This window comes from Reyranella sp., from assembly GCF_965249915.1.
GTDB lineage: Bacteria > Pseudomonadota > Alphaproteobacteria > Reyranellales > Reyranellaceae > Reyranella.
Map to the genome: position 1 here is coordinate 2,380,384 of NZ_OZ252257.1, position 25,743 is coordinate 2,406,126.

Annotated in this window: 26 protein-coding genes; 4 read left to right on the plus strand and 22 right to left on the minus strand. The window is 67.0% G+C overall.

Going from position 1 to position 25,743, the window contains the following annotated elements; genetic code table 11:
- Nucleotides 1–7: 7 nt before the first annotated feature.
- Genes ACP15H_RS11820 through ACP15H_RS11845 form a run of 6 tightly spaced genes read right to left on the minus strand, consistent with a single transcriptional unit; the run spans nt 8 to nt 5,818 of the window.
- Nucleotides 8–1,015: a TauD/TfdA dioxygenase family protein gene (locus ACP15H_RS11820; protein WP_425066377.1), complete on the minus strand. Its 1,008-nt coding sequence runs from the start codon at nt 1,013–1,015 to the stop codon at nt 8–10.
- Nucleotides 1,016–1,046: 31 nt separating this feature from the next.
- Nucleotides 1,047–2,558: a M81 family metallopeptidase gene (locus ACP15H_RS11825; protein ID WP_425066378.1), complete on the minus strand. Its 1,512-nt coding sequence runs from the start codon at nt 2,556–2,558 to the stop codon at nt 1,047–1,049.
- Between the two features lie 23 nt (nt 2,559–2,581).
- A complete protein-coding gene (locus ACP15H_RS11830; protein WP_425066379.1) occupies nt 2,582–3,130 on the minus strand; it encodes a carboxymuconolactone decarboxylase family protein in 549 nt (182 codons plus the stop codon).
- 59 nt (nt 3,131–3,189) lie between these two features.
- Complete coding sequence (locus ACP15H_RS11835) at nt 3,190–3,858, minus strand: ChrR family anti-sigma-E factor (RefSeq protein WP_425066380.1); 669 nt, start codon at nt 3,856–3,858, stop codon at nt 3,190–3,192.
- The gene (locus ACP15H_RS11840; RefSeq protein ID WP_425066381.1) at nt 3,855–4,412 is read right to left on the minus strand and encodes a sigma-70 family RNA polymerase sigma factor; all 558 of its coding nucleotides are present in this window, start codon (nt 4,410–4,412) and stop codon (nt 3,855–3,857) included. The genes ACP15H_RS11835 and ACP15H_RS11840 overlap by 4 nt, the downstream gene beginning before the upstream one ends.
- 11 nt (nt 4,413–4,423) lie before the next feature.
- On the minus strand, nt 4,424–5,818 hold the full coding sequence (locus ACP15H_RS11845) for a M20 family metallopeptidase (RefSeq protein ID WP_425066382.1): 1,395 nt from the start codon (nt 5,816–5,818) through the stop codon (nt 4,424–4,426).
- A gap of 54 nt (nt 5,819–5,872) precedes the next feature.
- On the opposite strand from ACP15H_RS11845, the gene ACP15H_RS11850 reads away from it, so the two are divergent.
- Nucleotides 5,873–7,018 carry an iron-containing alcohol dehydrogenase gene (locus tag ACP15H_RS11850; protein WP_425066383.1) on the plus strand — a complete coding sequence of 382 codons (1,146 nt, stop codon included), beginning with the start codon at nt 5,873–5,875 and terminating at the stop codon, nt 7,016–7,018.
- 140 nt (nt 7,019–7,158) lie between these two features.
- On the opposite strand, the gene ACP15H_RS11855 is transcribed toward ACP15H_RS11850, so the two are convergent.
- Both ACP15H_RS11855 and ACP15H_RS11860 read right to left on the minus strand, forming a co-directional pair.
- Complete coding sequence (locus ACP15H_RS11855) at nt 7,159–8,007, minus strand: alpha/beta fold hydrolase (RefSeq protein WP_425066384.1); 849 nt, start codon at nt 8,005–8,007, stop codon at nt 7,159–7,161.
- Between the two features lie 55 nt (nt 8,008–8,062).
- Nucleotides 8,063–9,214: an MFS transporter gene (locus tag ACP15H_RS11860; RefSeq protein ID WP_425066385.1), complete on the minus strand. Its 1,152-nt coding sequence runs from the start codon at nt 9,212–9,214 to the stop codon at nt 8,063–8,065.
- Nucleotides 9,215–9,330: 116 nt separating this feature from the next.
- Between ACP15H_RS11860 and ACP15H_RS11865 the strand changes: the two genes are divergently transcribed.
- Nucleotides 9,331–9,714 carry an ArsR/SmtB family transcription factor gene (locus ACP15H_RS11865; RefSeq protein WP_425066386.1) on the plus strand — a complete coding sequence of 128 codons (384 nt, stop codon included), beginning with the start codon at nt 9,331–9,333 and terminating at the stop codon, nt 9,712–9,714.
- A gap of 12 nt (nt 9,715–9,726) precedes the next feature.
- On the opposite strand, the gene speB is transcribed toward ACP15H_RS11865, so the two are convergent.
- From speB to ACP15H_RS11910, 9 genes are all read right to left on the minus strand, one after another.
- Nucleotides 9,727–10,707, minus strand: coding sequence for an agmatinase (speB, locus tag ACP15H_RS11870; protein ID WP_425066387.1), 981 nt, complete (start codon nt 10,705–10,707; stop codon nt 9,727–9,729).
- Nucleotides 10,708–10,724: 17 nt separating this feature from the next.
- Nucleotides 10,725–12,062 (minus strand): aspartate aminotransferase family protein, encoded by a 1,338-nt coding sequence (locus ACP15H_RS11875; protein WP_425066388.1) that lies wholly within the window; start codon nt 12,060–12,062, stop codon nt 10,725–10,727.
- 29 nt (nt 12,063–12,091) lie between these two features.
- Entirely contained in the window at nt 12,092–13,234 is a 1,143-nt protein-coding gene (locus ACP15H_RS11880) for an NAD(P)/FAD-dependent oxidoreductase (RefSeq protein ID WP_425066389.1), read from the minus strand.
- The gene (prpF, locus tag ACP15H_RS11885; protein WP_425066390.1) at nt 13,231–14,418 is read right to left on the minus strand and encodes a 2-methylaconitate cis-trans isomerase PrpF; all 1,188 of its coding nucleotides are present in this window, start codon (nt 14,416–14,418) and stop codon (nt 13,231–13,233) included. Before prpF ends, ACP15H_RS11880 begins: the two co-directional genes overlap by 4 nt.
- A 20-nt stretch (nt 14,419–14,438) precedes the next feature.
- Nucleotides 14,439–16,127 (minus strand): putative 2-aminoethylphosphonate ABC transporter permease subunit, encoded by a 1,689-nt coding sequence (locus tag ACP15H_RS11890; RefSeq protein ID WP_425066391.1) that lies wholly within the window; start codon nt 16,125–16,127, stop codon nt 14,439–14,441.
- Between the two features lie 13 nt (nt 16,128–16,140).
- Nucleotides 16,141–17,208: a putative 2-aminoethylphosphonate ABC transporter ATP-binding protein gene (locus tag ACP15H_RS11895; RefSeq protein WP_425066392.1), complete on the minus strand. Its 1,068-nt coding sequence runs from the start codon at nt 17,206–17,208 to the stop codon at nt 16,141–16,143.
- An 82-nt stretch (nt 17,209–17,290) separates the two neighbouring features.
- Nucleotides 17,291–18,337: a putative 2-aminoethylphosphonate ABC transporter substrate-binding protein gene (locus ACP15H_RS11900; RefSeq protein WP_425066393.1), complete on the minus strand. Its 1,047-nt coding sequence runs from the start codon at nt 18,335–18,337 to the stop codon at nt 17,291–17,293.
- Nucleotides 18,338–18,430: 93 nt separating this feature from the next.
- Entirely contained in the window at nt 18,431–18,913 is a 483-nt protein-coding gene (locus ACP15H_RS11905) for a MarR family winged helix-turn-helix transcriptional regulator (RefSeq protein WP_425066394.1), read from the minus strand.
- Nucleotides 18,910–19,728, minus strand: coding sequence for an isocitrate lyase/PEP mutase family protein (locus tag ACP15H_RS11910; protein WP_425066395.1), 819 nt, complete (start codon nt 19,726–19,728; stop codon nt 18,910–18,912). The genes ACP15H_RS11905 and ACP15H_RS11910 overlap by 4 nt, the downstream gene beginning before the upstream one ends.
- 33 nt (nt 19,729–19,761) lie before the next feature.
- On the opposite strand from ACP15H_RS11910, the gene ACP15H_RS11915 reads away from it, so the two are divergent.
- On the plus strand, nt 19,762–20,541 hold the full coding sequence (locus ACP15H_RS11915; RefSeq protein ID WP_425066396.1) for a 2-keto-4-pentenoate hydratase: 780 nt from the start codon (nt 19,762–19,764) through the stop codon (nt 20,539–20,541).
- Nucleotides 20,542–20,556: 15 nt separating this feature from the next.
- On the opposite strand, the gene ACP15H_RS11920 is transcribed toward ACP15H_RS11915, so the two are convergent.
- The 3 genes from ACP15H_RS11920 to ACP15H_RS11930 all read right to left on the minus strand — a co-directional run bounded on the left by ACP15H_RS11920 (nt 20,557) and on the right by ACP15H_RS11930 (nt 23,744).
- Entirely contained in the window at nt 20,557–21,822 is a 1,266-nt protein-coding gene (locus ACP15H_RS11920) for an MFS transporter (protein WP_425066397.1), read from the minus strand.
- Nucleotides 21,823–23,307: a flavin-containing monooxygenase gene (locus ACP15H_RS11925; protein ID WP_425066398.1), complete on the minus strand. Its 1,485-nt coding sequence runs from the start codon at nt 23,305–23,307 to the stop codon at nt 21,823–21,825.
- Nucleotides 23,308–23,372: 65 nt separating this feature from the next.
- Nucleotides 23,373–23,744 carry a Rid family hydrolase gene (locus tag ACP15H_RS11930; protein WP_425066399.1) on the minus strand — a complete coding sequence of 124 codons (372 nt, stop codon included), beginning with the start codon at nt 23,742–23,744 and terminating at the stop codon, nt 23,373–23,375.
- A 120-nt stretch (nt 23,745–23,864) separates the two neighbouring features.
- Between ACP15H_RS11930 and ACP15H_RS11935 the strand changes: the two genes are divergently transcribed.
- Nucleotides 23,865–24,245: a rhodanese-like domain-containing protein gene (locus ACP15H_RS11935; protein WP_425066400.1), complete on the plus strand. Its 381-nt coding sequence runs from the start codon at nt 23,865–23,867 to the stop codon at nt 24,243–24,245.
- Nucleotides 24,246–24,248: 3 nt separating this feature from the next.
- On the opposite strand, the gene ACP15H_RS11940 is transcribed toward ACP15H_RS11935, so the two are convergent.
- Both ACP15H_RS11940 and ACP15H_RS11945 read right to left on the minus strand, forming a co-directional pair.
- The gene (locus ACP15H_RS11940) at nt 24,249–24,878 is read right to left on the minus strand and encodes a hypothetical protein (RefSeq protein WP_425066401.1); all 630 of its coding nucleotides are present in this window, start codon (nt 24,876–24,878) and stop codon (nt 24,249–24,251) included.
- 9 nt (nt 24,879–24,887) lie between these two features.
- Complete coding sequence (locus ACP15H_RS11945; protein ID WP_425066402.1) at nt 24,888–25,712, minus strand: isocitrate lyase/PEP mutase family protein; 825 nt, start codon at nt 25,710–25,712, stop codon at nt 24,888–24,890.
- Between the last annotated feature and the right edge of the window lie 31 nt (nt 25,713–25,743).

Below are 25,743 nucleotides of genomic sequence, written 5' to 3' on the forward strand. Positions count from 1 at the left end.
CGCGCCCTCAGGCTACGGCTGCCGGAATCCAGCTCTTCTTCTCGCTGGCGTAAGCGGCGCCGGGATTGCCGTGCACCGTCGTGCGCCACATCAGCCGGCCCTCGCGATCGCCGTCGAACCAGGTCGCGGCGTGCACAAGGCAGCGATTGTCCCAGATCAGGAGATCGCCCTCCGTCCATTCATGGGCGTAGCAGAAGCGACGCTCCGTATAGTGCGCCATGATCTCGTCGAGCAGCGCTGCGCCCGCGCCGTGCGGGCCGGGTTCCATGCCCACGAACGGCCCCTCGAACCAGTCCATCTGGCCCCATTCGCAGAGGAAGAGCGACTTCTCGCCCGTCACCGGATGGGTGCGCACGACCGGTTGCGGCTGCGAGCGCTCATGGACCGCGAAGGCACGCGGCGTGCGCCCGGCCAGGGCGGCCTCGCGTGAGCGGCCGCTCCCCGGCTGGGCGTGCAGGCCGACCAGAGTGTCGACCTTCGCCTTCAACGCCGGCGGCAGGGCCTGGTAGGCCAGGATGCCGTTGGCGAACAGGGTCTGGCCGGTGTCGCGCTGGGCCGGCGTCACGGCATAGAACAGCGAGATGTCGGGCGGCGGCCGGCGATAGCTCTGGTCGGTGTGCCAACCCATGCGATGGGGATACTGGGTCGGGATCAGACCATCGGCGGCCAGCGGCGGCTCGGGGCGCTTGGGCGGCGCCTTGGAAACCGGCGGCATGTTGGACACCAGCAGGATTTCCGGCACCGAGACATGGACCGACTTCAGGTCGGTGAGCGTGTGCCGGTAATCCTCGACCTCCGGGCCGAAGACGCGGCTGAGGCGAATGAGCAGGTCGGGATCGCCGGAGATCCCGTTCATGCCCTGGATCAGCAGCAGCCCCTTCGCCTCGGCCAGCGCTGCCGGGAGCGCTTTCGGATCGCTCTCGGCCGCCGCCACGATCTTTGCTGCATCGCCGTCCAGTCGCAGCGTTGCGCCGAAGGATGCGCCCGGAAGGGGCGCCTCGCGTGTGATGTTCATGCCCATCCTCATGCCAGTGTCGTGCCAAGGCTCAGGGGCGCTGCCCCGCGTAGGGATCGTTGACGCCGTCGAGCGGCCAGATCGGCCGCCGCAGCTTGGTGAACTTCAGCCGCGAGATGTCCGGCGAGCAGATGCCGCCGGAATCCACCAGCACGACCTCGCGGGCGATCGGCGCATAGGCCGCCCGGAAGTGCTGCACGCTCTTCACCACCACCACGCTCTTGGTTCGCGGGTCGATGCCCTGGCTCAGGAAGACCTGCAGGTCGATGGTCTGGATGCGGTTGGAGATGGTGACGACGTCGATGCCGCCGATGCGCAACACCGCGGTCGGTCCCATCGACGTCTCGACACCGGCATTCATCGGGCCGTCGTTCTTGAACGAACCGTCCGACAGCATCTTCACCAGTGCGCGGGCCTTCACCGGCGCGCCCATCGAGGGATCGGTATGGCCGCCCAGCTCGACGTCGATCTCCGCGCCGACGCCGGCCTTGATCGCCTGCTGCACCGTGCCGGGATCGTAGATCGTGCCGAAGGCCACGTTCTCGACCTTCGCGTCGATCAGGGCCTGGAGCACCGGCGTCGTGTCGTTGTAGCCGCCGCCGCCCGGATTGTCGGTGCCGTCGGCCACGACCAGGGGCCCCTCCTTGCCCGCGCCGGCCTTGGCGGCGGCAATGGCTTCGGCCACGGGACGGAAGTTCGACGTGTTCTCGGTGCGGCGCTTCCAGATCTCGTCGAGGATCGCGGCCGCCGCCTCCTTCGCGCGGCCTTCGGCGCCCGGCTCGTGGCTCACCGCAATCGACGGGCCGGTGTAGGGAATGTCGGCCCAGGTGAAGCCGGCCTGGACGCTGACCACGTTGATGCCCGGCTCCTTCTCGAAGGCGTCGGCCTTGGCCAGCAGATCGCGCATCAGGCCGGGCTGCGTGGTCTTGCCGGAATCGGCGCCCTGCAGCATCGCCGGCTGGACCAGCAGGCACGTGGGCTTCTTCTTGCCTTCGAGCGCGTCCTGCACGAGCGCCGCCGCCTGCACCGCGCGCTCGTAGCCATCGATGTGCGGATAGGTGCGATAGCTCACCAGCGCATTGGCATGCTTGGCCATCTTCACGGTGGCGTTGGCGTGCAGGTCGAGCGTGGCAACGATAGGAATGTCCGCACCGACGATGCCGCGCAGCGCCTCGAGAAGCGCGCCCTCGGCATCGTCCTCGGTTTCCGTGACGGCCGCGCCATGCAGTGACAGGCAGATCGCGTCGAGCTTGCCCGCCTTCTTCGCCGCGTCGAGGATCAGGTCGCGGATATGCTCCCAGGTCTCCCTGGTGAGCTTGCCGGAGGGCGTGGCATTCGCCGCCGCGGCCCAGACCGGCTCCCAGCCGTACTTCTTCACCGAGTCGATATAGCCGCCGACTTCGTTCTTGGTGCCGGTGAAGCGCGGCACCATCTCCTCGCCCTCGATCAGCCAGCGCTTGCGGTAATCCTCCAGCGTCGTCTTGAGTTTGCTGAAGGTGTTGGTCTCATGCATGAACTGCGCGATCAGGACGCGGTACGCCATCTCTCTACTCCTACGCTCGACGCTTACAGCTTGGCCGTCTTGAGCCACTCGGCCTGGCCCTCTTCCCCGTCGACACCCATCGATTCGAGGAAGCGGCAGACCATCATGTAATAGCCGATGGTCAGGGTGAGTTCGACCAGCGCACCCGGCGTCAGAAAGGCCTGCACGGGCTTCAAGGTCTTGTCCGACGCGCGGACGTTGCGCACCACGTCGTCGGTGTAGCGCAGCACGGCCTTTTCATTGTCGGTGAAGGCGGCCGCCTCGATGGTCGCGTCGCGCAGGGCGGCGATCTTCTCCTCGCTCACGCCGACGTCGCGACCGATGCGCTCGTGCTGGAAGACTTCGTAGGCGGTGCGGCTCAGGCGACCGACACGGATGATGGCGAGTTCGCGCAGCACCGGATCAAGCTCGCAGCGATACAGCAGCCCGTTGCCCATGCGCAGGAAGCCCTTCGCGCCCTGCTCGGAGTTGGCCAGCATCCGGTAGATGTTGAGCATGGGGTTGAGCTTGCCGAGCAGCTCGGCATGCTTGCCTGTGGCGTTTTCGACTTCGTAGTACGGAATGCGCGGCATAGGGGTCCTCTCTTCAGGCCGCAAACCTGAAGGGAACCCCTTGCGCGGTCAACGCCGCTTCAGATCCAGCCGCGACTGACCAGCGGATTGAGCCAGCGACCCCACGGACCGGTCAGCACGATGGGATTCTCGACCACGATCAAGGCGATACAGGGCTCGCCCGGATCGGCGATCGGCTCATGCCTGTGGTCGCCCGGCCCCACGGCGAAATCGCCCACGCCGTAATTGCCGGTATCGTCGGTATAACCGCCCTGCAGCACGACCGTATATTCATAGCCGTCATGCTTGTGCTCGGGCAGGCCGCGCCCCGACTCGAGGCGCAGCAGCGAAACGCGATGGAAGTCACCGGGCAGGTCGAGCCGGATTTCGTCGAATTTGCCCATCACCCTGCGCCAGTCCATGCCGGGCCGCAGATGCGGCACCAGCGGCGCCGGCGCCCAGTCGAACGCGGGATGACGTCGGCCGGGAGCAGCGGGTCGCGGCTCCACCGGCACCTCATCGAGGCGAGCCAGTGCCCGTTCGAGCGCCGCATCCTCGCTTCCGCCACCCAGGTCGGGGACCGGCTCGCGCTCGATCAGCGCCCCGCCCACGGCGTTCAGCCGGTCGATCGTGCGCTGCGACTGCGGATCCAGGGCGACATGCAGGGCCACGGCCAGCGCCGGCCCGTCCGGCAAGGCGCCCGCGGCATAATCCAGCAGAATTTCGTCGGGCGCCGGATGGCGGCTCATGACTCGTCTTTCTCCAGTGCTTCCCGCAGGCGGGCCAACGCCAGGCGGATACGCGACTTCACCGTCCCGAGGGGCAGCTTCAGTTCCTCGGCGATGGCCGTGTGGGTCTTGTCCTCGAAGAACGCCTTTTCGATCACCAACAGCTGATCGGCAGACAGCCCCCCGAGTAACTCCTTCACCCGCGTATACGTCTGCCCCGCGAGAACGGATTTGTCGGCGCTGTCGTCTTCCGGTGCAAAAACCGTGAGCCAGTCCTCGGTATCGATCGCCGGCCGGTTGTTGCGCCGCAGGTGATCGATCCGCTTGTTGCGGGCGATGGTATAGATCCACGTCGAGGCCGAGGCCTTGGCCCGGTCGAAGCTGGCGGCCTTGCGCCAGACCATGATCAGGGCTTCCTGGGCGACTTCCTGCGCCACCTCCGGATCGGTGCCGCCACGCATGATGAATGCCTTCACGCGAGGTGCGAAATACTGGAACAGACGTGCAAAGGCAGCGCGATCCTGGCGGGTCGCGATGGCTTCGATCAGGTCTGCGGCCTCTTCGGCGGAAATCATCGGGCGGGAGCTTAGCCCGGCCGGCCTTGTGCCCCCAAATCCCAGAACAGGCCGGTCATCAGCCTGAGCCCGTCGCGGACGACCGGCGCCAGCAGGTGCTCGTCCGGCGCATGCTGCGAGCAGGCGGCGTAGGAGTGCGGCACCCACACCGTCGGCAGGCCCAGAATGTCGGTGAACACCTCATTGGGCAGCGAACCGCCCAGGTTGGGCAGCATGTTCGGCTTCTGGCCCGCCGTCTTCTCGATCGAGCCGGAAGCGAACTTCGCCCAGGGGTTCTCGGGATCGAGGCGGGTTGCGCTCATGATCACGTCGCGCGCCTGCTCGATCTTGATCATGCCGAAACCGTGCCTGTCGAGATGGCGGCGCAGCGCCGGGATGATCTCGTGCGGATCGGTGCCGACGACGAAGCGCAGCTGGCAGTAGGCGACGGCGCTGGGCGGGATCGCATTGACCGGCCGGTCGGGGTTGCCGGTCTTGAAGGCCAGGATCTCGAAGCTGTTCCAGCCGAACACGCGCTCCACCGGCGTGAGCGACTTCTCGCCCCAATCCTCGTTGATCTCCGGCGCGCCCTCGCCCGCATCGGGATGGGCGTCGGCCAGCGCCGCGCGGATCGAATTGGTCAGCGTCGTGGGCCGCCACTCCGGCACTTTGATCTGGCCGCGCTCGTCGGTGATGGTGGCCAGGGCATGGGCCATGATGATGCCGGGATTGGCCAGCAGCCCGCCCCAGTTGCCCGAATGGTGGCCGCCCTCGCGCATCGTCAGCGAGAGGTTGAAGTTCAGCGTGCCGCGCGTGCCGCCGAAGATGGTCGGCCGGCGATGGTCGAGCCGCGGGCCGTCCGAGGCGATCAGGGCGTCGGCCTTGAGCGCCTCCTTGTTGGCCTTGCAGAAGTCCGCGAGGCCGGGCGAACCCGTCTCCTCGCCGGTCTCGATCAGGATCGTCGAATTGAAGCCCAGCGAGCCACGCTCCTGCATGACGGAGGCGAGGGCTGCGATGTTGATCGTGTGCTGGCCCTTGTTGTCGGCCGTGCCGCGGCCGTACATCTTGTCGCCCTCGATCACGATCTTCCAGGGCGACAGGCCGGAGCGCCACTGCTCCTCCTGGCCGCGGATCACGTCGCCATGGCCGTAGGTCAGCACGGTCGGCTTGGACGGGTCCTCGACCCGCCGGGCGATCAGGAACGGGCCGTACTCGCTGCGCGGATTGGGCAGGACCGTGCAGTCGTAGCCCAGCTTCTGCAGCGACTCGGTCATCTCGCCGGAGACGTATTGCTGCAGGGCCGGCATGGACCCGGCCTCCTGGCTGGTCGTCGGAATGGCGACCCGGCGCTGCAGCTCCTCGAGGAAGCCGCCCTCGTCGAAATATTTCTCTGCGCGGGCGATCGCCCCATCCCGTGTGCCGGTCATGCTTTCCCTTGCCTGTTTTCGCCGCCACGATAGCAAAATTACAGGGAGATGAGCATGACCGCTTCAGGCCGTATCGTTTTCAGCAAAATGGAAGAAGTGGTGTTCGGACGGCCGGCCGCCGAGGCCCTGTCGGAACTGGTCGAGCGCCAGGGCGCCAACCGCGTCTTCCTGATGGTGAGCGGTACCCTCAACCGGGAAACCGACGAGATCGAGAAGCTGCGCCGGGCGCTGGGCAACAAGTGCGTCGGCACCTTCGACAGGATGCCGGCGCATTCGCCGCGCAGCGCCGTGGTCGCCGCGTCCGAACAGGCCCGCGAGGCCCGCGCCGACCTGATCGTCACCCTGGGCGGCGGCTCGATCACCGACGCCGCCAAGGCCGTCCAGCTCTGCCTGTCGAACGACGTCCGCACGCCCGAGGACATGGACCGGATCCGCGGCCAGTCGGACGTGGCGCCGCCGACCGTGCGCCAGATCTCGATCCCGACCACCCTGTCGGCCGGCGAATTCTCCGCCATCGCCGGCGTCACCAACGAGGCCACGAAGGTAAAGGAGATGTTCCGCCATCCCCTCACCATCCCGCAGGCCGTCATCCTCGACCCCGAGGTGACGCGCCACACGCCGATGTGGCTCCTGCTCTCGACCGGCATCCGCGCCGTCGATCACTGCGTCGAGGGCGTCTGCTCCCTCGAATCGACCGAATACAGCAACGCCTCGTCGCTGCACGGCCTGTCGCTGCTGGCGCGGGGGCTCGCGCGCGTGAAGGCCGATCCATCGGACATGGCCGCCCGCCTCGACTGCCAGACCGGTTCCTGGCTCTCCATGACCGGCATCGCCGCCGGTGTGCCGATGGGCGCCAGCCACGGCATCGGCTACGTGCTGGGCGCCGTGTTCGACGTCCCGCACGGCCACACGTCCTGCATCATGCTGCCGTGGGTGATGCGCTGGAACAAGCCGGCCAATGCCGACCGCCAGGCGCTGATCGCCAACGCCATGGGGCATCCGGGCGAAGACGCGGGCGACGTGCTCGACCGCTTCATCCGCGGCCTCGACATGCCGCGCCACCTGTCCGACGTGAAGATCGGCCGCGAGCAGTTCGACCGCATCGCCCAGCAGGCGATGGGCACCCCCTGGGTGCCGCGCAATCCGCGCCCGATCCCGACGCCCGCCGAGGTGAAGGAGATCCTGGAACTGGCCTCCTAGTCGCAGTTCGCCTGCAGATTGGGCGCTCGCCCGCAGGGGTGCGACATTGGCTTCGTTTGTTTCGTTTATTTCGTTTATTTCGGTTGTGCGTCTCACGAGGCCGCCCGCAGGCCGGGTCGGAGCGCGTCTGCGATCGAGGCTCAGTCCCACTTCCGGTCGAGGAAGCGCTTCACGTCGTCGGTGAACTGCTGCGGCGCCTGGAGCATCGAGAAGTGGCTGACCTCCGGCTGCAGCAACAGCCCCGCATTGGGGATCGCCTCGGCCATGAACTCGGTGTTCTGGCGCTTGATCGCCTCGTCGCGATCGGCGTCGACGATCCAGGTGCGGACATTGATGCCGCCAAGATCGGCGGCCGTCCAGTTGGGCTGCGTCGCCCACATGGTGCTGATCTCCTCGACGAATTTCCGGTACTCGCGCGGCGTGGCCGAGAGCGCCTCGTACTCCTTCTCGCCGCGGGCAATGAAGCTCCTGAACACGGGGCTCTTGTCCACGTCCTTCACGCCGCCAGGGTCGGAGTTGGCGGCGAAGGCGAAGAGGCGCGACACGCGCTGCGGGTGGGACATGGCCATGCTCAGCCCGATGATGGCGCCGTCGCTCCAGCCCACCACCGCGGCCTGCGGCACGCCGAGATAGTCCATCAGCCCCAACACATCGGACGCCATCAGCGCGTAGCCGTACGGCCGTTCGTCCCGCGTGCTGCGCCCGTGGCCGCGGCTGTCCATGACGATCACCCGGTGGGTCTTCGCCAGTTCGGGAACCTGGTGGCCCCAGTAGTTCGAGTTGGCCAGCCCGCCGTGCAGGAGGATGACCGGCGGCCCGCTGCCGAAGGTCGCGTACCAGATCGAGATGCCGTTGACCGGCGCATGGCCGCTGCTCACGGCCGGCGGCAGCGTGGGCGTGGGCGGGAGCGTCATCCAGCGCGGCACCGGCTGGGCCGAGGCGGATGACGCGACGAAGGCGAGGACGAGGCTGAGCAGAAAGGCGCGCATGCGCCGAGGATAGCGCCGCCGCCCGCAATTCCGCCAGAGTCCCGACGCAACGACCCTACGGGGTTGCCACCGTCTTGCGCCACAGTGTGAGCGCCAGGGCCAAGGCCAGTCCGCAGGCTCCGACCCAGCCAAGATCGGTCGTACCGAGCGCCGCAAGCAACGTACCGCCGATCATGCCGCCCAGCCCGATGCCCAGATACATGGCGGAGGCATTGAGCGACAAAGCGATCATCGGCGCCTCCGGCGAAAGCCGCACCAGCGTGACGACCTGGGCCACGTAGAAAGCCCAGCCGCCAAGTCCCCACAAGAACAGCAGCAGCACCATCGCGGGCGCGGCGATCTCGGGTGGAGCCATTTTCAGCGTGAACGATTCCGCGGCGAGGGCGACGGTCAACAGGGCAAGAGCAATGCCCGCGACCGGCCTGGACCCAAAGCGATCGACCAGCCGTCCACCCGCCGTATTGCCGATGGCCGCGGCAATGCCAAAGACCAGCAGAGCGAAACTGACGCCCGACGCCGCCATGCCGACGTCGTGCAACGCGACGGCGATGTAGGTGAAGACCGTGAAGATGGACGCTGCCCATACCGTCGTGGCGGCCAGGGTGCGCAACACCGCGCCATTTCGTGCCACGGCGAGGCGTTGCGCGAGCGTTGCGGCGCTGCGGGGCAGCCCACGCGGCAGCCCAAAAACCAGCCCCGCAAGCGCCATGACTCCCAGCAGCGCAACCAGGAGGAAAGTCGCGTGCCACCCGAAGCTGTCCCCCACCATGGTGCCCAGGGGAACCCCGAGCACGGTCGATACCGTCATGCCGGACGACACCACGGCGATGGCGCGCCCGCGCTTTTCAGGCGGCGCAAGCGCGATGGCCACGGCATTCGCCGTCGGGATGGCGAGGCCGGCGGCCACCGCCATCACCATCCGAGCGACCAGCAACATCGCAAGTCCGTTCGCCGCGGCGGCCGCCAGGTTGCCCGCAACGAAAAACACGAGCGCCAGCACCATGGCGCGCTTGCGATCGATATTGTTGAAGACGACCGCGAGGATTGGCGAGCCAACGGCGTAGGTGAGCGCATAGACGGTGACCAGCAGTCCCGTGTCGGCGATCGAGATGTCGATGTCGGCGGCGATGATCGGAAGGAGGCCCGTGATCACGAACGCCTCGGTGCCGATCGCGAAAGCCGTCAGCGCCAGCCAGTACAAGTTCATCAATGAACCTCATAGTTCAATATTCTTTGAACCATGGAACTAGCTGAACGGAGAGTCAATTGTTCAGTAACTTTCGAACTATTGTTCCCAACGACGCGCGGTGATAGCCTGACCGCATGGCGCGTTCTCCTGTGCACCCCGCACCCGAACAGATCGAATTGCCGATGTTGCTCGATTGCCTGAGCGATCCGACGCGGCTGGTGGTCGTCTACAGGCTCGCCCAGTTAGGACCGGGCGAATCCGAGCTCCAGTGCGGGAATTTCAACGCCATCGGCGCGAAATCAAATCTGACCTATCACTTCGCGCGGCTGCGCGAGGCGGGCCTCATCCGCACGCGCGTCGAGGGCACGGGCCGCTACATCAGCCTGCGCCGCGACGACCTCGAAGCGCGCTTCCCCGGATTGCTGGAGTCGATCCTGAAGGCGGCGGCTCGCGATCCCGTATGCCTCGAATTGGCGGGCTGCAGCCGGTCTGCCGCCGAGGCCAAAAAGAAGCGCTGACGAAATTCTCTACTAGGTCGTCAGACGCCCCTTCCGCCGCGCCACCGCTTCGGAGAGCAAGCAGAGGATTTCCCACATCATCGTGACGCCGACGAGCGCGGTGTTGCCGCTCATGTCGAAGGGCGGCGAGACCTCGACGACGTCGCCGCCGACCAGGTCGAGGCCGCGCAGGCCGCGCAGCATGCGCTGGGCCTCGTGCGGGGTGTAGCCGCCGATCTCGGGCGTGCCGGTGCCCGGCGCATAGGCCGGGTCGAGACCGTCGACGTCGAAGCTCACATAGGTCGGGCCGCTGCCGACGACGCCGCGCGCCTCGGCGATCACCTTCTCGACGCCGAGATCGAAATACTCCTCGATCGTGATCACGCGCATGCCCTGGTCGAGGGCCCACTGGTTGTCGTCGGCCTTGTAGAGCGAACCGCGGATGCCGATCTGGACCACGCGTTTGGGGTCGAGCAGCCCCTCTTCCACGGCGCGCCGGAAGGGCGTGCCGTGCGTATACTTGAAGCCGCCGAAATAGCTGTCCCAGGTGTCGCTGTGGGCGTCGAAATGGACCATGCCGAGCGGCGGTAGTCCTTTGCGGATGCCGCGCATGATCGGCAGCGTGATCAGATGGTCGCCGCCGGCAGACAAAGGCACCACGCCCGCGGCCTGGAGCTTCGCATAGTGCTTCTCGATGCGGTCGAGCGAATCGTCGAGGCTGGCGGGATTGACCGGCGCGTCGCCGAGATCGCCGCACCGGGCCAGCTCATAGGGCGCGATTCCCGTCACGTGATGGATGCGCCGCATCATCGTGGAGAGATCGCGCATCTGCCGTGGGCCGTGCCGCGCGCCGGGTCGGTTGGTCGTGCCGCCGTCCCACGGCACGCCCACCATGCCGATCTCGACCTCCGACGGGTCGCGGAACAGCGGCAGGCGCATGAAGGTGGCGACGTCGCCGAAGCGCGGCACCACGGTGCCGGCGACCGGCTGGGGGAAATCCTGGCTCCTGGTCATTCCCCCAGTGTAAGCCGTTACGACGGCTGCAAAAGGGCCTTTCGCGCCGAAACGAATTCTTCTACGGCCGCCACGAAGCGATCGCCCTCGGCGTCGCCGATCATGATGTTCAGCGCCACGAAGCCGCGGCGGGCGATCCAGATGCCGGCTGCAACCATGTCGAAATAGAACAGTTCCTTGGCGTCCTGGTTGCTCGACGCGAGATCGGCCGCGCTCTTGATCGGCCGCGTCGTGGCATGCGCCGTCATCATCGAGCCGATGCCGGAGAACTGGAACTCGACACCCGCCGATCGGCAGATCGCGTTCAACCGCTCGCGGATCCTGTCGCCGCGATCGTTCAGCTCCTTGGCCGCCTCGGGCGTATAGACCTCGCCATAGCCCGCGACGCCCGCGGCCATGGTGAGCACGTTGTTGTTGAACGTGCCGGCATGCGGCAACGAATCGGGCTTGGTCGGATCGAACAGCTCCATGATGTCGCGCCGGCCGCCGAAGGCACCGAACGACATGCCGCCGCCGATATACTTGCCCAGCGTCGTCATGTCGGGAATCACGCCCGTCTTCTCCTGCAGGCCGCCGGGCGACAGCCGCGAGGTCATGACCTCGTCGAAGATCATGGTGATGCCGCGCGCCTTGGTCTCGCTGCGGACCATCTGCAGGAAGTCGAGGTTGCCGGGCAGGCAGCCGCCGCTACCCTGCATCGGCTCGAGCAGAACGGCGAACAGCTCCTCGCCATGCTTGGCGAGCAGCGCTCGGGTGCCTTCGACGTCGTTGTACGGCGCCACGACATATTCGTAGGGCATGTTGACCGGCGAACCGCCGCTCACGAAGTAGAGCACACCACCGTGATAGCCGCCGTGGAACACCATGACCTTGGTGGCCTTGGTCCGGCCCTTGCGCTGGGCAAAGACGCGCGCGCCCGCGAGGGCCATCACGTTGCCCTCGGTGCCGGAGTTGGTGAAACGCACCAGGTCGATTGACGGTATGCGGTCGACCACGAGCTTGGCGAGCTTGCCTTCGCTCTCGTTGCGGCCGGCGAAGTTCCAGCCATGGTCGAGCGCCCTGTCGATCGCCTTACGGATCACCGGATGGGAGTGGCCGTAGATGCCGGCGGTATACTCGCCCAGCACATCGATATATTCGTGGCCGTCCGCGTCCCATAGCTTGCAGCCCGCGCCGCGCACCACCGTGAGCGGAAACGGCGAATTGTGCAGCGTGGTGCGGGTGTTGCCGCCCGGCATGGCCACACAGGCATCCTGGTGACGGCTGAAGCTCTTCGGATTGCGGTCGATATAGGCCTGCTTGGCCTCCGTCAGGGCGGACTGCAAATCGGAATTCACCAGCGCTTGATCGGGCACGTCACTCTCCTCGGATGAGGCCGCGAGTATCACACGACGTTGAGTTCCCGGATAGGCCGGCCCGATTCAATGCGGTCATAACCAAAAGTATTGAGATCGAGCGTTCGGTAGTCCCCATGCACGATCAGTTCGGCGACGGCGCGTCCCACCGCCGGAGACTGCTGGATGCCGTGGCCGGAGAAGCCCGTGGCGAAGATCAGGCTCTCGATTTTCGGATGGCGGCCGACGATGCCGTTCTGGTCGAACGTGTTGTACTCGTAGTAACCCGCCCAGGAATTCACGACCTTGGCCGCCTCGAAGGCCGGCACGCGGGCGGCCAGCGTCGGCCAGACGATGTCGTCCCACTCCTGGTGCTGCACCTCGAGCGGCGCGCCGGGGGCATCGTTGCCCTCGGCCGGCGTGGTGCCCGCGATATAGAAGCGGCCCTCCGGCCGGAACCAGGTGCCCGACGGGTCGATGGTGAGTGGCGTCACGCCCGGCGCCTCGCGCACGTCGAAGACGAACACGGAGCGCCGCCGCGGCTCCACCGGCACAGCGATGCCGGACCGCGCCGCCACCTCGCCGGACCAGGGTCCCGCCGCCAGGACGACGGTGCGCGCCTCCAGCCGTCCGCCTTCCTTCAGATCGACGCCGCCCGCATCGAACGAGACGACCTCGTCGGCGATGTAGGTCGCGCCGAGATCCCGCGCCGTACGCCGGAAGCCCTGCATCAGCGATGGCCCGTCGAACCAGCCCTCGTTGGCCGTTCCGTGCGAAGCCCGCGCCAGCCCCTCCTCCGAGATCCAGGGAAAGCGCGCCTTCAAGGCCGCCGGATCGAGCAGCTCGACCTCGCATCCCTCGCCCTTCTGCACGGCATGGTTCGCCCGCAACACGGCCTCCCCGGCCGGGCTGGCGAGGAACAGATAGCCCGGCTCCCTGAGACCGAGGTCGACGCCGAGCAACTCCCGCGCGCGCCGCAGGAAGCCGATCCCGAAGCGCGACAGGCGGATGTTGAGCGGCGTCGAGAATTGCTGCCGGATCGAGCTCGCCGACAGCGCCGACGAGGCGCGCGTATAGGCCGGATCGCGCTCGACCACGGTCACCGTCCCCGTGAAGGACGGATCGGACTTCAGATGGTAGGCAACCGACGATCCCATCGCCCCGCCCCCGATCACCACGACATCTGACTTCATCTTTCGCCCGGCCTTTGCTCGCCCGGCACCCTCACCCAGCCCTCCATCAGGCGGCGGGCCGAGCGGCTCATCATGACTTTGCTGACGGTCCACTGACCGCCCTCCTCGCGGGCTTCGGCGCCGACGTTGAGGCTGCCCGACGGGTGACCAAAGCGAATGCGGCCATCGGCGCCGGCGGGCGCGACGCGGCTCACGATCGTGCCCGGGATCGCGGCAGCGGCGGCGATGGCCACCGCCCCCGTGCCGGTCATGGCGTGGTGCAGGACGCCCATCGAGAAGATGCGGGCCAGCAGGTCGATGGCGCCGGTCTCGATCTTCTTGCCGTCGGAGGCGGTGTAGGCGGCGGGCTTGGCCACGAAGGCGAGCTTGGGCGTGTGCGGGCGCTTGTCCGTCGCCTCCTGGGGCGTGGCGACGAGGCCCATCGCGACGGCGCCCAGCGCGCGCACCGCCTCGGCCCGCTTCAGCAGGTCCTTGTCGCCGTTGACGTCGCCCTGCAGTTCCGTGCCCCGGAGACCGAGGCTCGCCGCATCGACGAAGATCGTCGGATTGCCGGCGTTGATCAGCGTCGCCTCGATCCTGCCGACACCGGGCACGTCCAGCACGTCGATGCGGTTGCCGGTCGGGAACATGGCGCCGCCCCCCGACCCGTCGCCGCCTTCCTCGTCGGCGGCAGGATCGAGGAATTCGACCTTCACCTCGGCGGCCGGAAAGGCCACGCCGTCCAGCTCGAAGTCACCCAGCTCCTGTACCTCGCCGCCCCGCATGGGCACGTGGTTCACGATCACCTTCTCGATATTGGCCTGCCAGATCCGCACCGTCGCGACGCCGTCGGCCGGCCCCTCGACCAGGCCCATACCGAGCGCGCACGGACCGACCGCGGCGCTGAGGTTGCCGCAATTGCCCGACCAGTCGATGACCGGCGCGTCGATCGCGACCTGACCGAAGCGATAGTCGACGTCGCAGCCCTCGCGCTCCGACTTCGACAGGATCACCACCTTGCTGGTGCTCGAGGTCGCCCCGCCCATCCCGTCGGTATGCTTGCCGTAGCGGTCCGGACTGCCGATCACGCGCAGCAGCAGCCGGTCGCGCGCCGCGGGATCGGACGGCAGGTCGTGCGCCAGGAAGAACACGCCCTTGCTGGTGCCGCCGCGCATGTAGACGGCGGGAATACGGAGCTGCTTCATGGCGCGATGTTCGCGCGAAATCAGCGGCGCCGCCACACCTGCAGTCGGGCGAACAGGAAGCGGTCGGCGATTAGGTGGGCGGCCTTGACCGCGGCCGAGGTCAGCACGATCACGACGCAGAGCGCCGCCGCGGCTGCGGTCGTCCCCGCCTCCTCGATGTTCACGGCCGCGACCGAGGCGAGCTTGGTGTCGGGCGCGTAGAGGAAGATCACCGACGACACCGTCGTCATGGCGTTGACGAACAGGTAGATCGCGATGTCGAGGATCGCCGGCAGGCAGATCGGCGCCGTCACCCGCACGAAGGTCTTCCAGATCGGCACCTTGAGCGACGCCGAGACCGCCTCGAACTCCGGGTCGATCTGCTTCAGCGCCGTCGTCGCCGTGAGATGGCCCACCGTGTAGAAGTGGGCCACCGTGTTCAGCACCAGGATGCCCATGGTGGCATAGAGGAAGTTGAGCGGGTTGTTGGGCGCGTTGAAGAAGAAGATGTAGCCCAGGCCCAGCACCAGCCCCGGCACCGCCATCGGCAGGAACGCCAGGAGCTGGACGACGCCGCGCATCATCCCGAAGCCGCGGGTCTTCTCGTTGAGCCAGGCGCCGGTGAACATCAGCACCGTGCCGAAGACCGCCGCGCCCAACGCCATCTGCACCGAGTTCCAGTAGGAATCCCAGCCGTTGGCGTCGAACTTGGCGAAGTCGTAATTGTCGAGGGTGAGGCTGAGATTGTACGGCCAGTACTTGATCAGCGAGCCCCAGATCGCCATGCCGAGGATGGCGAGGATGGCGGCTGACACCAGCAGACAGAACAGGGTGAAGAACAGGTCGCGCGCAAACTTCGGCCGCGGCACCAGCGGCACGGCGCGCGCGGTCAGCAGCGCCACCTGCTTGCGCTGCACCAGCTGGTCCACCAGGAAGGCCAGCGCCGCCGGCGCCAGCAGCACCATGCCGACCACGGCGCCCATCGAGAAATCCTGCTGGCCGATCACCTTCTTGTAGACGTCGGTCGCGAGCACATTGAAGTTGCCGCCGATCACCTTGGCGATGCCGAAATCGGTCATCACCAGGGTGAACACGACCAGCGCGGCGCTGATCAGGCCGTACTTGGCGCCGGGCAGAGTGACCGTGAAGAACACGCGACGCTTGGAGGCGCCCAGCACGTCCGCCGCCTCGTAGAGGCGCGCGTCGGACGTGGCGAGCGCGGTCGTCAGGATCAGCGTCGCGTGCGGAAAACAGTAGAAGACCTGGGCGATCACGATGCCGTCGATCCCGTAGATCGAGCCGCCGCCCAGCAACGCCTTGAAGAAACCCTGCGTGCCGAACAGGTAGATCAGCGCAATGCCCGGCAGCAGCGAGGGCGCGAAGATCGGGATCAGGGAGATGCCCTGGAACAGCCAGCGCATCGGCAGCACCGTGCGCGTCAACGCATAGGCGTAGAGGAAGGCCAGCGGTACGACGATCACGGTGGTGATCGAGGCGACCTGGAAGCTGTTCAGCGCCGACTGGAACAGCGCCGGCGTGGAGAAATACGAGACGTAGTTCGCGAGGCCGATGAACTTGCCGTCGCGGTCCTCGAAGCCCTTGGCGAGCAGCGCCCAGAGCGGCAGGCCGACCATGACCAGCAGCACGCCCGCCAGCACGACCACACCGGCGCGCATCATCAGGTCGTCGCGCGAGAGGCCGACCTTCAGTCCCGGGATCGCCAGGCTCACGAGCGGCTTCCCCTCACGCGAAGACCCTGAGCCGGTCGGGCGGCAGGGCGATGTCGAGCTTCGTGCCGATGTCGACGCCCAGGTCGCGGATCAGGTTGCTGGAGAAGTCGGCCGTCACGGCGACGTCGGCCGCCGCGCGTGCCCGCAGCGTGGCGCGGCAGAACGCGCCGACGAAATCCAGCTCCGCCACCTCGACCGGAACGCGATTGGCGATGTCGGCCGGCAAGTCGCGCACGCGCACGTCCTCCGGCCGGATGCAGAGGCTCACCTTCTGGCCGGGCGCCAACCCGTCCTGGACCGGGCAGGCGAAATCGACGCCGGCCACGCGCACCTTGTCCGGCGCCATCAGGGTCCCGGCGAGGAAGTTCATGGACCCTACGAAGTCGGCCACAAAGGCGGTCGCCGGCCGGCGGTAGATCTCCTGCGGCGTGCCGACCTGCTCGATGGCGCCCTGGTTCATGACCACGATCCGGTCGGCCATGGTCAGCGCCTCTTCCTGGTCATGCGTCACCATGATCGTCGTGACGCCGAGCGTGCGCTGCAGTGCCTTGATCTCGTGACGCAGGCGCAGCCGGACGCGGGCGTCGAGCGCCGACAGCGGCTCGTCGAGCAGCAGCAGGCCGGGCGAGGTCGCGAGCGCGCGGGCCAGCGCCACACGCTGCTGCTGGCCGCCCGAAAGCTGGGCGGGATATTTCGGGCCGGCATCGGGCAGGCCGACCAGCGCCAGCAATTCGGTGACCCTCTTCAGGATCGTTGCCCGGTTCTGGCGGCGGCTCACCAGCCCGTAGCCGACATTGTCCGTGACGGTGAGGTTGGGGAACAGCGCGTAGGACTGGAAGACGATGCCGAAGTCGCGTTGCGCGGGCGGCAGAGCCGAGACGTCCCGCCCCTTCTGCCGGATCGTGCCGGAGGTCTGGGGATCGAGGCCGGCGATGGCCCGCAGGAGCGTCGTCTTTCCGCAGCCCGAGGGGCCGAGGAAGCAGACGAACTCACCCTCGACGACGTCGAGCGAGACGTCGCCGAGGGCCGAGAAGTCGCCGAACCGCTTGGAGAGGTTGCGGACCTCGAGGTAGTTCGCCATGGCAGCTAATGTCATCCTGAGCGAAGCGAAGGATCTTTACGGCTCGTTGAAGGATCCCTCGCGATGCTCGGGATGACTCGCGTCACTTGGCCTTCGGGGCGGACTTGCCGTCGTAGCGCTTCGTCCACTCGGCCAGGATGCGGTCGCGGTTCTTGGCCATCCACTCGACGTCGTTCTTCACCATCACCTTCTCGAGGTTCGGCGGATAGTTCGGCGGCGTGATGGCGACGCCCGGATAGGCGACGATGGGATAGGTCTTGGCGTAGAGCTCATTGGCCTTCTTGGTGACGGCCCAGTCGGCAAGCTTCTTGGCGGCGTCGAGATGCTTGGTGCCCTTGACGATCGCCGTGACCTCGAGCTCCCAGCCCAGGCCTTCCTTCGGGATCACCAGTTCGAGCGGGGCGCCCTTGGTCTTCTCCGAGGCGCCGCGGGTGTCGAGGCCGATGCCGATCAGGCGCTCGCCCTTGGCCGCCTGGACGCAGGGCGCCGAGCCCGAGTGGATGTACTGCGCGATGTTCTGATGGAGCGCGTCCATGTACTTCCAGCCCGCTTCCTCGCCCATGATCTGCAGCCAGGCCGCGATGGTGAGGTAGCCGGTGCCCGACGAGGCCGGGTTCGGCATCACGATCGAGTCCTTGTATTCGGGCTTGATCAGGTCGGCCCAGCTGGTCGGAACCGGCTTGTTGCCCTTCTTGCCCTCGGCCGTGTTGAAGCAGACCAGCGAGAGATAGGCGTCCATGCCGACCCAGGTCTGGGGCGACTTGCCGCTCAGGAACATCGGGTTGAGCGCGGTCGAACCGGCCGGCGTGTAGGGCTCGAGCATGCCCATCGAGGCCATCAGGCCGACGTTGGAAGCAGCGAGGCCCCAGATGATGTCGGCGCGGGGATTGTCCTTCTCGGCCATCAGCTTGGCCGCGACGACGCCGGTCGAATCGCGCACCCAGGCGATCTCGATCGTGGGATTGTCGGCCTCGAAGGCCTTCTTGAACGGATCGAGCTGGTCGTTCTCCAGCGCGGTATAGACGGTGAGCCGGGTCTTCTGCGCAAAGGCCGGCGACGCCAGGCCGAACATCGCGAGTGCGGCAGCGCCCGCCAGCGTGGCGCGCCTGATGATGGTGCGATCGATCATTTTTAAGAGTCCCCCTGTCTTGTCAGCCCCTCGAACGCCTGCAGCTACAGGCCGTTCGTGAACCTTATGTTACAACACTCGCGAAGAGTGCACTCAACCTTCTTCGGTCAATTTCTCCCCAACGGCGGAGAGCCATTGCCGAACAACCCGTTCCTCGTCCCGCCCCAGCATCCCCGATAGCCGGCCCTCGATTTCCATGACCCTGGCCCGGCATCGCTTCAGCAATGCCTCGCCCCGGATCGTCGCATGCAGCCGCAGGATGCGGCCGTGCGCGGCATCGGCGGACTTCCCGACCAGTTCCGCCCTGACCAGATTGCGAACGATCACGTTGATCGTCTGCGGTGTCAGGAATGTCAGCCTAGCAAGCTCCGCGCCAGAGATGCCCGGATAGTTCACGACCATGGTCAGAACGGCGAATTGCGGCGGCGTGACGTCAAGGTCGGCCAGCGCCTTCTCCATCGCCCCCCGCACCGCCGCATGGGCCTGCCGCACAAGGTAGCCAAGATGGCCTTCCGGGCCGCGCTTGCCCTCGCCCGCATCCGGGATCGCGCGAACGGGCTTCGCCTTGCGGTTCATGCCTGTGAAAACACCTTCTTCAGGTCGCTGGTCGGCATGGTGTCGCGCATCCACTGGAAGCTGCCGGCCTTCATGTCCTTCGCCCCGTTCATGAAGGCCGCGAGGGCAAGCCGGGACAGCGCTCCGCCGACGCTGACCCGCTTCACGCCGGTCGCCTCGATCTGCTCGGCCGTCAGGTCGGGATCGCCGGCGCTCATCACGACGTTCAGCGGCTTCGAGACCTCGGAGGCCACCGTGCGCATGGTCGCGAGGTCGCGAAGGCCCGGTGCATAGAGCACGTCGGCGCCGGCCTTCTCGAAGGCCTGCAGCCGGCGGATCGTGTCGTCGAGGTCCTTCACGCCGCGGATCAGGTTCTCCGCCCGCGCGGTGAAGGTGAAGGGCACATCGAGCGACCGCGCCATCTCGGCGCCGGCCGCCACGCGCTCGACCGCATGGTTGAAGTCATAGATCCGCTCGCCGCTCCAGTCCTCGATCGAACCGCCGACGATACCGACCGCAGCCGCGTCGCGCAGGATGGTCGCGGCCTCCTTCGGATCGTCGGCATAGCCGTTCTCGAGATCGGCATTCACCGGCAGGTCGGTTGCGCCCGCGATGACCCGGCAGTTCTCCAGCAGCTCGGCGCGGCTCACCGCACCGTCTCCGTCGACGCGGCCCAGTGCGTTGGCCATGCCGAGGCTGGTCGTGGCCAGCGCCTCGAAGCTCAGCGACTGCAGCAGCCTGGCGGTGCCCGCATCCCACGGATTGGGGAGCAGCAGCAGACCGGGTCGCTCATGCAGTTCGCGAAACACCCGTCCCTTTTCGGCCTGGCTGCGCATCTCGTCTCCTCCGCTTTCTGATAAGGAACACCGATGGACGTGACAGCGCAACGGGAACTCGCCCGCCTCCTTGCCTCGCTGCGCCGCGAGCCGCGCAGCCAGAGCGGCCTCGCCCCGCATCTCGTGCCGCCGGACAAGGCGACGGCCTATCGGATCGCCGGCATGGTCGCCGAGGAACTGGGCTGGCCGGTCGTGGGATGGAAGATCGCGGCGATGAAGGAGGAGATGCAGCAGGCGCTGCGAACCGACTCGCCGATCTATGGCCGCGTCTACTTTGCGACGGAGACCCCGCACAGCGCCGTGCATGCCAGGCTTGCGAGCCCGATCCCCGAGGTCGAGTACCAGGCGAAGCTCGGCCGCGATCTGCCGCCGCGAGAGACGCCTTACACAGTGGAGGAAGTCACCGACGCGGTCGCCTCACTGCATCCCGGACTGGAGCTGGCGGAGTGCCGCTTCATCCACGACCCGTCGTTCCCGCTGCTGCCTGCCATCCTGGCCGACGGCGCCGGCTCCGGCACGATCGTCTACGGTCCCGCCATCGACGGCTGGCGGAACCGCGACATCGCGGGCCAGGAAGCCACCCTCTCCTCCGACGGCCGCCTGCGCCGCAAGGGCACGGCGGCGGCGGCGCTCGACCATCCGATGGTCCCGCTCACCTGGCTCGCCAACGAACTGTCGCGCACCGGCGTCGGCATGAAGGCAGGTCAGATGGTCAGTACCGGCACCCTCACCGGCATGCTGGCGCCCAGGCGAGGCGAAACCTACGTGGCGGATTTCGGCCCGTTCGGGTCGGTCACGGTCTCTTTCACCTGACGGCTGGAGCCCGGCTCAGGAAGAGAGCTCGGCGTCGCGGCTCAGCAGCATCGCCGCCAGGGTGAGGACGCAGGCACCGAGGAGATAGTAGCCGACCCAGGCCAGCGAGAAGTTGAGCGCAAGCCAGGTGGCGATGTAGGGCGCCAGCGACGCACCGAAGATGCCCGCCAGGTTGAACGTCATCGAGGCGCCGGTGTAGCGCACGGACACCGGGAACGGCGACGCGAGCGCCGCTCCGATCGGGCCGTAGTTGAAGCCCATCAGCGCAAGGCCGATGACGTTGAAAGCGAGCGCGCCGGCGAGGCCGCTGGCGAGCAGCGGCTCGAAGAACAGGCCAAACACGCCGGTGCAGGCGGTGGCGATCACGAGCACACTGCGCCGCCCGTACCGGTCGCTCAGCCAGGCCGCCAGCGGAATGGTGGCGGCGAAAAAGGCCACGCCGATCAACTGAATCTCGAGATAGCGCTCGCGCGAGTAGCCCAGCTTGCTGGTGGCCCAGCTCAGCGAGAACACCGTCATGAGATAGAACAGGACGAAGGTCGCCAGCGCGACCAGCGTGCCCAGAAGCAGAGCGCGCTTGTGGTTGCGAATGAGCACCATGAGCGGCACGGCGACCCTGGCCTCGGTATCGACGGCCTTCTGGAACTCGGGCGTCTCGGTGATCTTGAGCCGGACGTAGAGGCCCAGCATCACCAGCAGCAGGCTGACGATGAACGGCAGCCGCCATCCCCAGGCCAGGAACTGCGCGTTGGTCAGGGTCTGCGTCAGCAGCAGGAAGGACGTCGCCGACAGGACGAAGCCGAGAGGCGCCCCGAGCTGGGGGAACATCGCATACCAGCTCCGGCGGTGCGGCGGCGCGTTCTCCGTGGCCAGCAGGACGGCCCCGCCCCATTCGCCGCCCAGGCCCAGCCCCTGGCCGAAGCGGCAGATCGCCAGCAACAAAGGCGCAAAGACGCCGATCGTCTCATAGCCGGGCAGGAAGCCGATCAGCACCGTCGACAGACCCATGGTCATGAGCGCGGCCACCAGCGTGGCCTTGCGGCCGATCCGGTCGCCATAGTGGCCGAACACGGCCGCGCCCAGCGGCCGCGCGAAGAAGGCGATGGAGAAGGTCGCGAAGGACTGCAGCACGGCCGAGGCGGGATCGCTGGTCGGGAAGAACAGGTGCGGAAAGACGAGCACCGCCGCCGTGGCGAAAATGTAGAAGTCGAAGAACTCGATCGTCGTCCCGACGAGGCTCGCGACCAGGATGCGGGCCGGCGAGTTTACCTGCGGACCCATCTACTTGGAGAAGACCATCGCCTTGTCCCGCAGCGAGCCATGGCGCAGGGTGAGCAGGTCGAGCACGTAGTTCTGGTAGAGCTTCCACGGCCGCTTGCTGCCCTGCTTGGGCTGGTGCGGCAGGGCGCGCTGGATGTAGCCGGACGAGAAGTTGACCCAGGGCTCCTCCGTGAGTGTGGGGTCGCTGTTGTGCGGCGTTGCCTGCTTGAAGCCCTTGCGGTCCATGTAGTTCAGGAGCCGGCAGACATACTCGCAGACCAGGTCGGCCTTCAGGGTCCACGAGGCATTGGTGTAGCCGAACACCGACGCGAGGTTCGGCACGTCGGAATACATCATGCCCTTGTAGATCATGGTGTCGGACGGCTTCACCGGCTTGCCGTCGACCACCAGCTTCGCGCCGCCCAGCGGCTGCACGACCAGGCCGGTCGCCGTCACCACCACGTCGGCCTCCAGCTCGGCGCCCGATTTCAGCTTGATGCCGGTCTCGGTGAAGGTCTCGATCTGGTCGGTGACCACGGACGCCTTCTTCTTGCGAATGGCGCGGAACAGATCGGCGTCGGGCACCAGGCAGAGCCGCTGGTCCCACGGATTGTATTTCGGCGTGAAGTGCGTGGCGACGTCGTAGTCCGGCCCCAGCATCTGACGCACGCCGCCCAGGATCAGGCTCTTCACCTTCTCCGGCTTGCGCTTGCACATCTGGTAGAAATACATGCCCATCAGCACGTTCTTCCAGCGTGTCGCCATATAGGCGAGCTTGAGCGGCAGCCGGCGCCGCATCTTGTTGGCGAACGGGTCCTGCGCCGGGCGCGCCACGACGTAGGTCGGCGAACGCTGCAGCATGGTGACGTGACCGGCGGTCTCGGCCATGGACGGCACCACCGTCACCGCGGTGGCGCCGCTGCCGATCACCACGACCTTCTTGCCGGCATAATCGAGATCCTGCGGCCAGTGCTGCGGATGGACCACCTTGCCCTTGAAGCCGTCGATGCCGGGAAAGTCCGGCAGGTAGCCGGCCTCGTAGCGATAGTAGCCGCTGCACATCCACAGGAAGCCGCAGGAAAGAAACACGCGCTCGCCGCCGCGCTCGATCTCGACCGTCCATCTGGCGTCGGGCGTCGACCACGAGGCCGCCACGACGCGATGGTCGTAGCGGATGTGGCGGTCGATACCGTGATCGCTGGCGACCTCGCGGATGTAGCTCAGGATCGACGGCCCGTCGGCGATCGCCTTGGCGTCCTTCCACGGCCGGAAGCGGTAGCCCAGCGTGTACATGTCGGAGTCCGAGCGCACGCCGGGATAGCGGAACAGATCCCAGGTCCCGCCGCTGGCGGCGCGCCCCTCGAGGATCGCGTAGCGCTTGCCCGGACAGTTCTTCTGCAGATGCCAGGCGGCACCGATGCCGGACAGGCCGGCGCCGACGATCAGCACATCGAAATGTTCAGTTGCCGTGCGGCTCTGCGGCGCGGGCGCGACGATTGTATCCATCCAGACTTCATCGCGGAAAGAAATGGGACTGGCAACTCGCCTTTGCGGCCGTCCTCCGCCTCGTCCTAGAGCGCCGCCGTGATGATGATCTCGATCAGGTCGCCCTCGGGCATGACCGACTGCACGAAGGAGCGGACCGGGCCGTGATTGGCCGGCATCCAGGTCGCCCAGGCCTCGTCGAAGACCGGCTTGTTGTCGTGATCGGTGACGACGATCTCGGCCTTCACGATGCGCGTCCGGTCGAGGCCGGCGTCCTTGAGATAGCCGTCGATGACCCCCAGCGCGCCCAGCGTCTGGACGCGGATATCCTGGGTCCGGTCGGGCGAGGTCGCCACGCCCCACAGGAAGCCGCCGCCACCGGGCAGCCGGTAGACCGCGACCGAAGACTTGGCCGGCACCCTCGGATTGGGCACGCGCGTGATGTCACCGGTACTCATATTCGAACTCCCTCGCGAAACGTCGACACTATGGACCCGACACGACCGCAGACAAACAGCGGAGGACGGCCAGCGCGGCGTGCTAGATTGGCGTTCCACTTCACCCTGGAGGAGGGTCTCATGCCCACGAGCGTCAAGCAGATGATCGAAGCGGCCAACGCCGCCGTGCCGAGGGTCACGCCGGCCGAGGCCCGGGAAATGATCGCCAAGGGCAATACGCTCGTCGTCGACGTGCGCGACGCCGCCGAGGTCGCCAACAGCGGCAAGGTCGCGGGCGCGGTGCATGTCTCGCGCGGCATGCTCGAGTTCCGGGCCGACCCTGAGTCGCCTGCGCACGACAAGGCCTTCGACAGGAACAAGACCGTGATCGTCTATTGCGCGTCGGGCGGCCGCTCGGCGCTCAGCGGCAAGGTGCTGAAGGATTTCGGCTACGCCAACGTCTTCAACCTCGGCGCCTTCAAGGACTGGGTCGACAGCGGCGGCGCCGTCGACAAGCCCTGAGGCCTACTTTCCGTCCTCGAACTTGAGCTGCTGAATCGCCTTCATCAGCTTGGCGATCTGCGTCCGCTGGGCGTCGTCGAGCGGCTTGTCGTCCGGCAGAGGCTGCAGCAACAGCTCGACATCCTCCAGCTCCTTCACGAGATTGTAGGCTTTGTTGGTCTTCTCCTTTTCCGTGCCGGCAAGCAACGGATAGACCGAGAGATAGAGCGAGGCGAGGCTGCGGTTCTGCAGCTCCGGCGTCAGCGGGATCGCACTCTTGAACACCCCGCTCAGGGCCGTTTTCGCGTCCCCCACCGTGACGGCGCGGCGGAGCAGGAAGTTCATGCCATCGAGCCGGTGTTCGATCTCGAAGCGATGGCTGACCAGGTCCGCCCGGTTCTTCTGATCGATCTCATGCTGGTGCTGCACCTGCTGGAGAAACGCCGCGCCTCCCGTGAGGACGACCGAAGACAACAGCCACATGCCCACCGAGCTGTTGAGGAAGTCGTACAGTTTGGAACCGAATCCCGGCGGGGCCGGAGGCGGCGGCGGCTCAGGCGCGGGCCCTGCGGACTCCTCTTCCAGGGATTTGCGGATCGAATGGCGATAGCGCTCCTCGGCCGCGATGCGCTTCATCTCGTCTTCGGTCAGCATCTCGCTCCTCTACTCCTTCATGAATGCATTGAGGTCGGGCGTGGGAATCGCCCGGTCGAGATAGGTGAAGGTCCCCTGCTCCTTGACCTCGGTGGCGGCATCGATCAGCCCCGTCATGGCGGCCCGGTACAGCGAGGTGGCAAGGCTGATCCGCTTCACGCCGGCGGCCTCGAGTTCGGCCTTGCTGAAGGATTTGCCCTTGATGCCCACCATGAAGTTGAAGGGCTTGCGGAGCGCGCCGCAGACCTTCCTGACCGAGGCCAGATCGGGCAGGCCGGGCGCGAACAGGACATCGGCACCGGCCGCCTCGTAGGCCTGCAGGCGCTTGATCACGTCGCCGAGGTCCGGCTTGCCGCGCAGGAATCCTTCGGCGCGCGCCGTCAGGACGAACGGTACCGGCAGCGAACGCGCCGCCTCGACTGCCGCCTTGATGCGGGCCGTCGCCGTATCGATATCGAACAGCGGCTGGTCCGGATTGCCGGTCGCGTCCTCGATGGAACCACCGACCAGCCCCACGCCCGCCGCCTGGCGGATCGTCTCGGCCGCATCGCTGGGCGAATCGCCGAAGCCCTTCTCGAGATCGGCCGCCACCGGCAGATCGGTGGCGTTCACGATCAGTCGTGCATTGGCCAGCGCCTCGTCGCGCGTCACGCGGCCGTCGCGCCTGCCGAGCACGCCCGCCTTGGCGCCGCTCGAACTCGCCAGGGCCTCGAAGCCCAGCCCGGCCAGGATGCGCGCCGAGCCCGCATCCCACGGATTGGCGATGAAGAACGTGCCCGGCGCCTCGTGAAGCGCCCGGAACTTGCGGGCCTTCTCGGCCTGGCTGACACTCATGAACCTTCCCCTTGCTCGAATGACCGGCGGA

What these genes read in the sequence shown, in the direction of transcription:
- ACP15H_RS11845 (WP_425066382.1), bottom strand. Translation starts at nt 5,818, where the DNA reads ATGACCGGCACACGGGATGGGGCGATCGCCCGCGCAGAGAAATATTTC.
- speB (WP_425066387.1), bottom strand. Translation starts at nt 10,707, where the DNA reads ATGACCAGGAGCCAGGATTTCCCCCAGCCGGTCGCCGGCACCGTGGTG.
- ACP15H_RS11855 (WP_425066384.1), bottom strand. Translation starts at nt 8,007, where the DNA reads ATGCGCGCCTTTCTGCTCAGCCTCGTCCTCGCCTTCGTCGCGTCATCC.
- ACP15H_RS11930 (WP_425066399.1), bottom strand. Translation starts at nt 23,744, where the DNA reads ATGAGTACCGGTGACATCACGCGCGTGCCCAATCCGAGGGTGCCGGCC.
- ACP15H_RS11900 (WP_425066393.1), bottom strand. Translation starts at nt 18,337, where the DNA reads ATGATCGATCGCACCATCATCAGGCGCGCCACGCTGGCGGGCGCTGCC.
- ACP15H_RS11840 (WP_425066381.1), bottom strand. Translation starts at nt 4,412, where the DNA reads ATGATTTCCGCCGAAGAGGCCGCAGACCTGATCGAAGCCATCGCGACC.
- ACP15H_RS11940 (WP_425066401.1), bottom strand. Translation starts at nt 24,878, where the DNA reads ATGCTGACCGAAGACGAGATGAAGCGCATCGCGGCCGAGGAGCGCTAT.
- ACP15H_RS11835 (WP_425066380.1), bottom strand. Translation starts at nt 3,858, where the DNA reads ATGAGCCGCCATCCGGCGCCCGACGAAATTCTGCTGGATTATGCCGCG.
- ACP15H_RS11920 (WP_425066397.1), bottom strand. Translation starts at nt 21,822, where the DNA reads ATGGGTCCGCAGGTAAACTCGCCGGCCCGCATCCTGGTCGCGAGCCTC.
- ACP15H_RS11895 (WP_425066392.1), bottom strand. Translation starts at nt 17,208, where the DNA reads ATGGCGAACTACCTCGAGGTCCGCAACCTCTCCAAGCGGTTCGGCGAC.
- ACP15H_RS11905 (WP_425066394.1), bottom strand. Translation starts at nt 18,913, where the DNA reads ATGAACCGCAAGGCGAAGCCCGTTCGCGCGATCCCGGATGCGGGCGAG.
- ACP15H_RS11825 (WP_425066378.1), bottom strand. Translation starts at nt 2,558, where the DNA reads ATGGCGTACCGCGTCCTGATCGCGCAGTTCATGCATGAGACCAACACC.
- ACP15H_RS11925 (WP_425066398.1), bottom strand. Translation starts at nt 23,307, where the DNA reads ATGGATACAATCGTCGCGCCCGCGCCGCAGAGCCGCACGGCAACTGAA.
- ACP15H_RS11850 (WP_425066383.1), top strand. Translation starts at nt 5,873, where the DNA reads ATGACCGCTTCAGGCCGTATCGTTTTCAGCAAAATGGAAGAAGTGGTG.
- ACP15H_RS11830 (WP_425066379.1), bottom strand. Translation starts at nt 3,130, where the DNA reads ATGCCGCGCATTCCGTACTACGAAGTCGAAAACGCCACAGGCAAGCAT.
- ACP15H_RS11880 (WP_425066389.1), bottom strand. Translation starts at nt 13,234, where the DNA reads ATGAAGTCAGATGTCGTGGTGATCGGGGGCGGGGCGATGGGATCGTCG.
- ACP15H_RS11860 (WP_425066385.1), bottom strand. Translation starts at nt 9,214, where the DNA reads ATGAACTTGTACTGGCTGGCGCTGACGGCTTTCGCGATCGGCACCGAG.
- ACP15H_RS11935 (WP_425066400.1), top strand. Translation starts at nt 23,865, where the DNA reads ATGCCCACGAGCGTCAAGCAGATGATCGAAGCGGCCAACGCCGCCGTG.
- ACP15H_RS11865 (WP_425066386.1), top strand. Translation starts at nt 9,331, where the DNA reads ATGGCGCGTTCTCCTGTGCACCCCGCACCCGAACAGATCGAATTGCCG.
- prpF (WP_425066390.1), bottom strand. Translation starts at nt 14,418, where the DNA reads ATGAAGCAGCTCCGTATTCCCGCCGTCTACATGCGCGGCGGCACCAGC.
- ACP15H_RS11915 (WP_425066396.1), top strand. Translation starts at nt 19,762, where the DNA reads ATGGACGTGACAGCGCAACGGGAACTCGCCCGCCTCCTTGCCTCGCTG.
- ACP15H_RS11945 (WP_425066402.1), bottom strand. Translation starts at nt 25,712, where the DNA reads ATGAGTGTCAGCCAGGCCGAGAAGGCCCGCAAGTTCCGGGCGCTTCAC.
- ACP15H_RS11820 (WP_425066377.1), bottom strand. Translation starts at nt 1,015, where the DNA reads ATGAACATCACACGCGAGGCGCCCCTTCCGGGCGCATCCTTCGGCGCA.
- ACP15H_RS11910 (WP_425066395.1), bottom strand. Translation starts at nt 19,728, where the DNA reads ATGCGCAGCCAGGCCGAAAAGGGACGGGTGTTTCGCGAACTGCATGAG.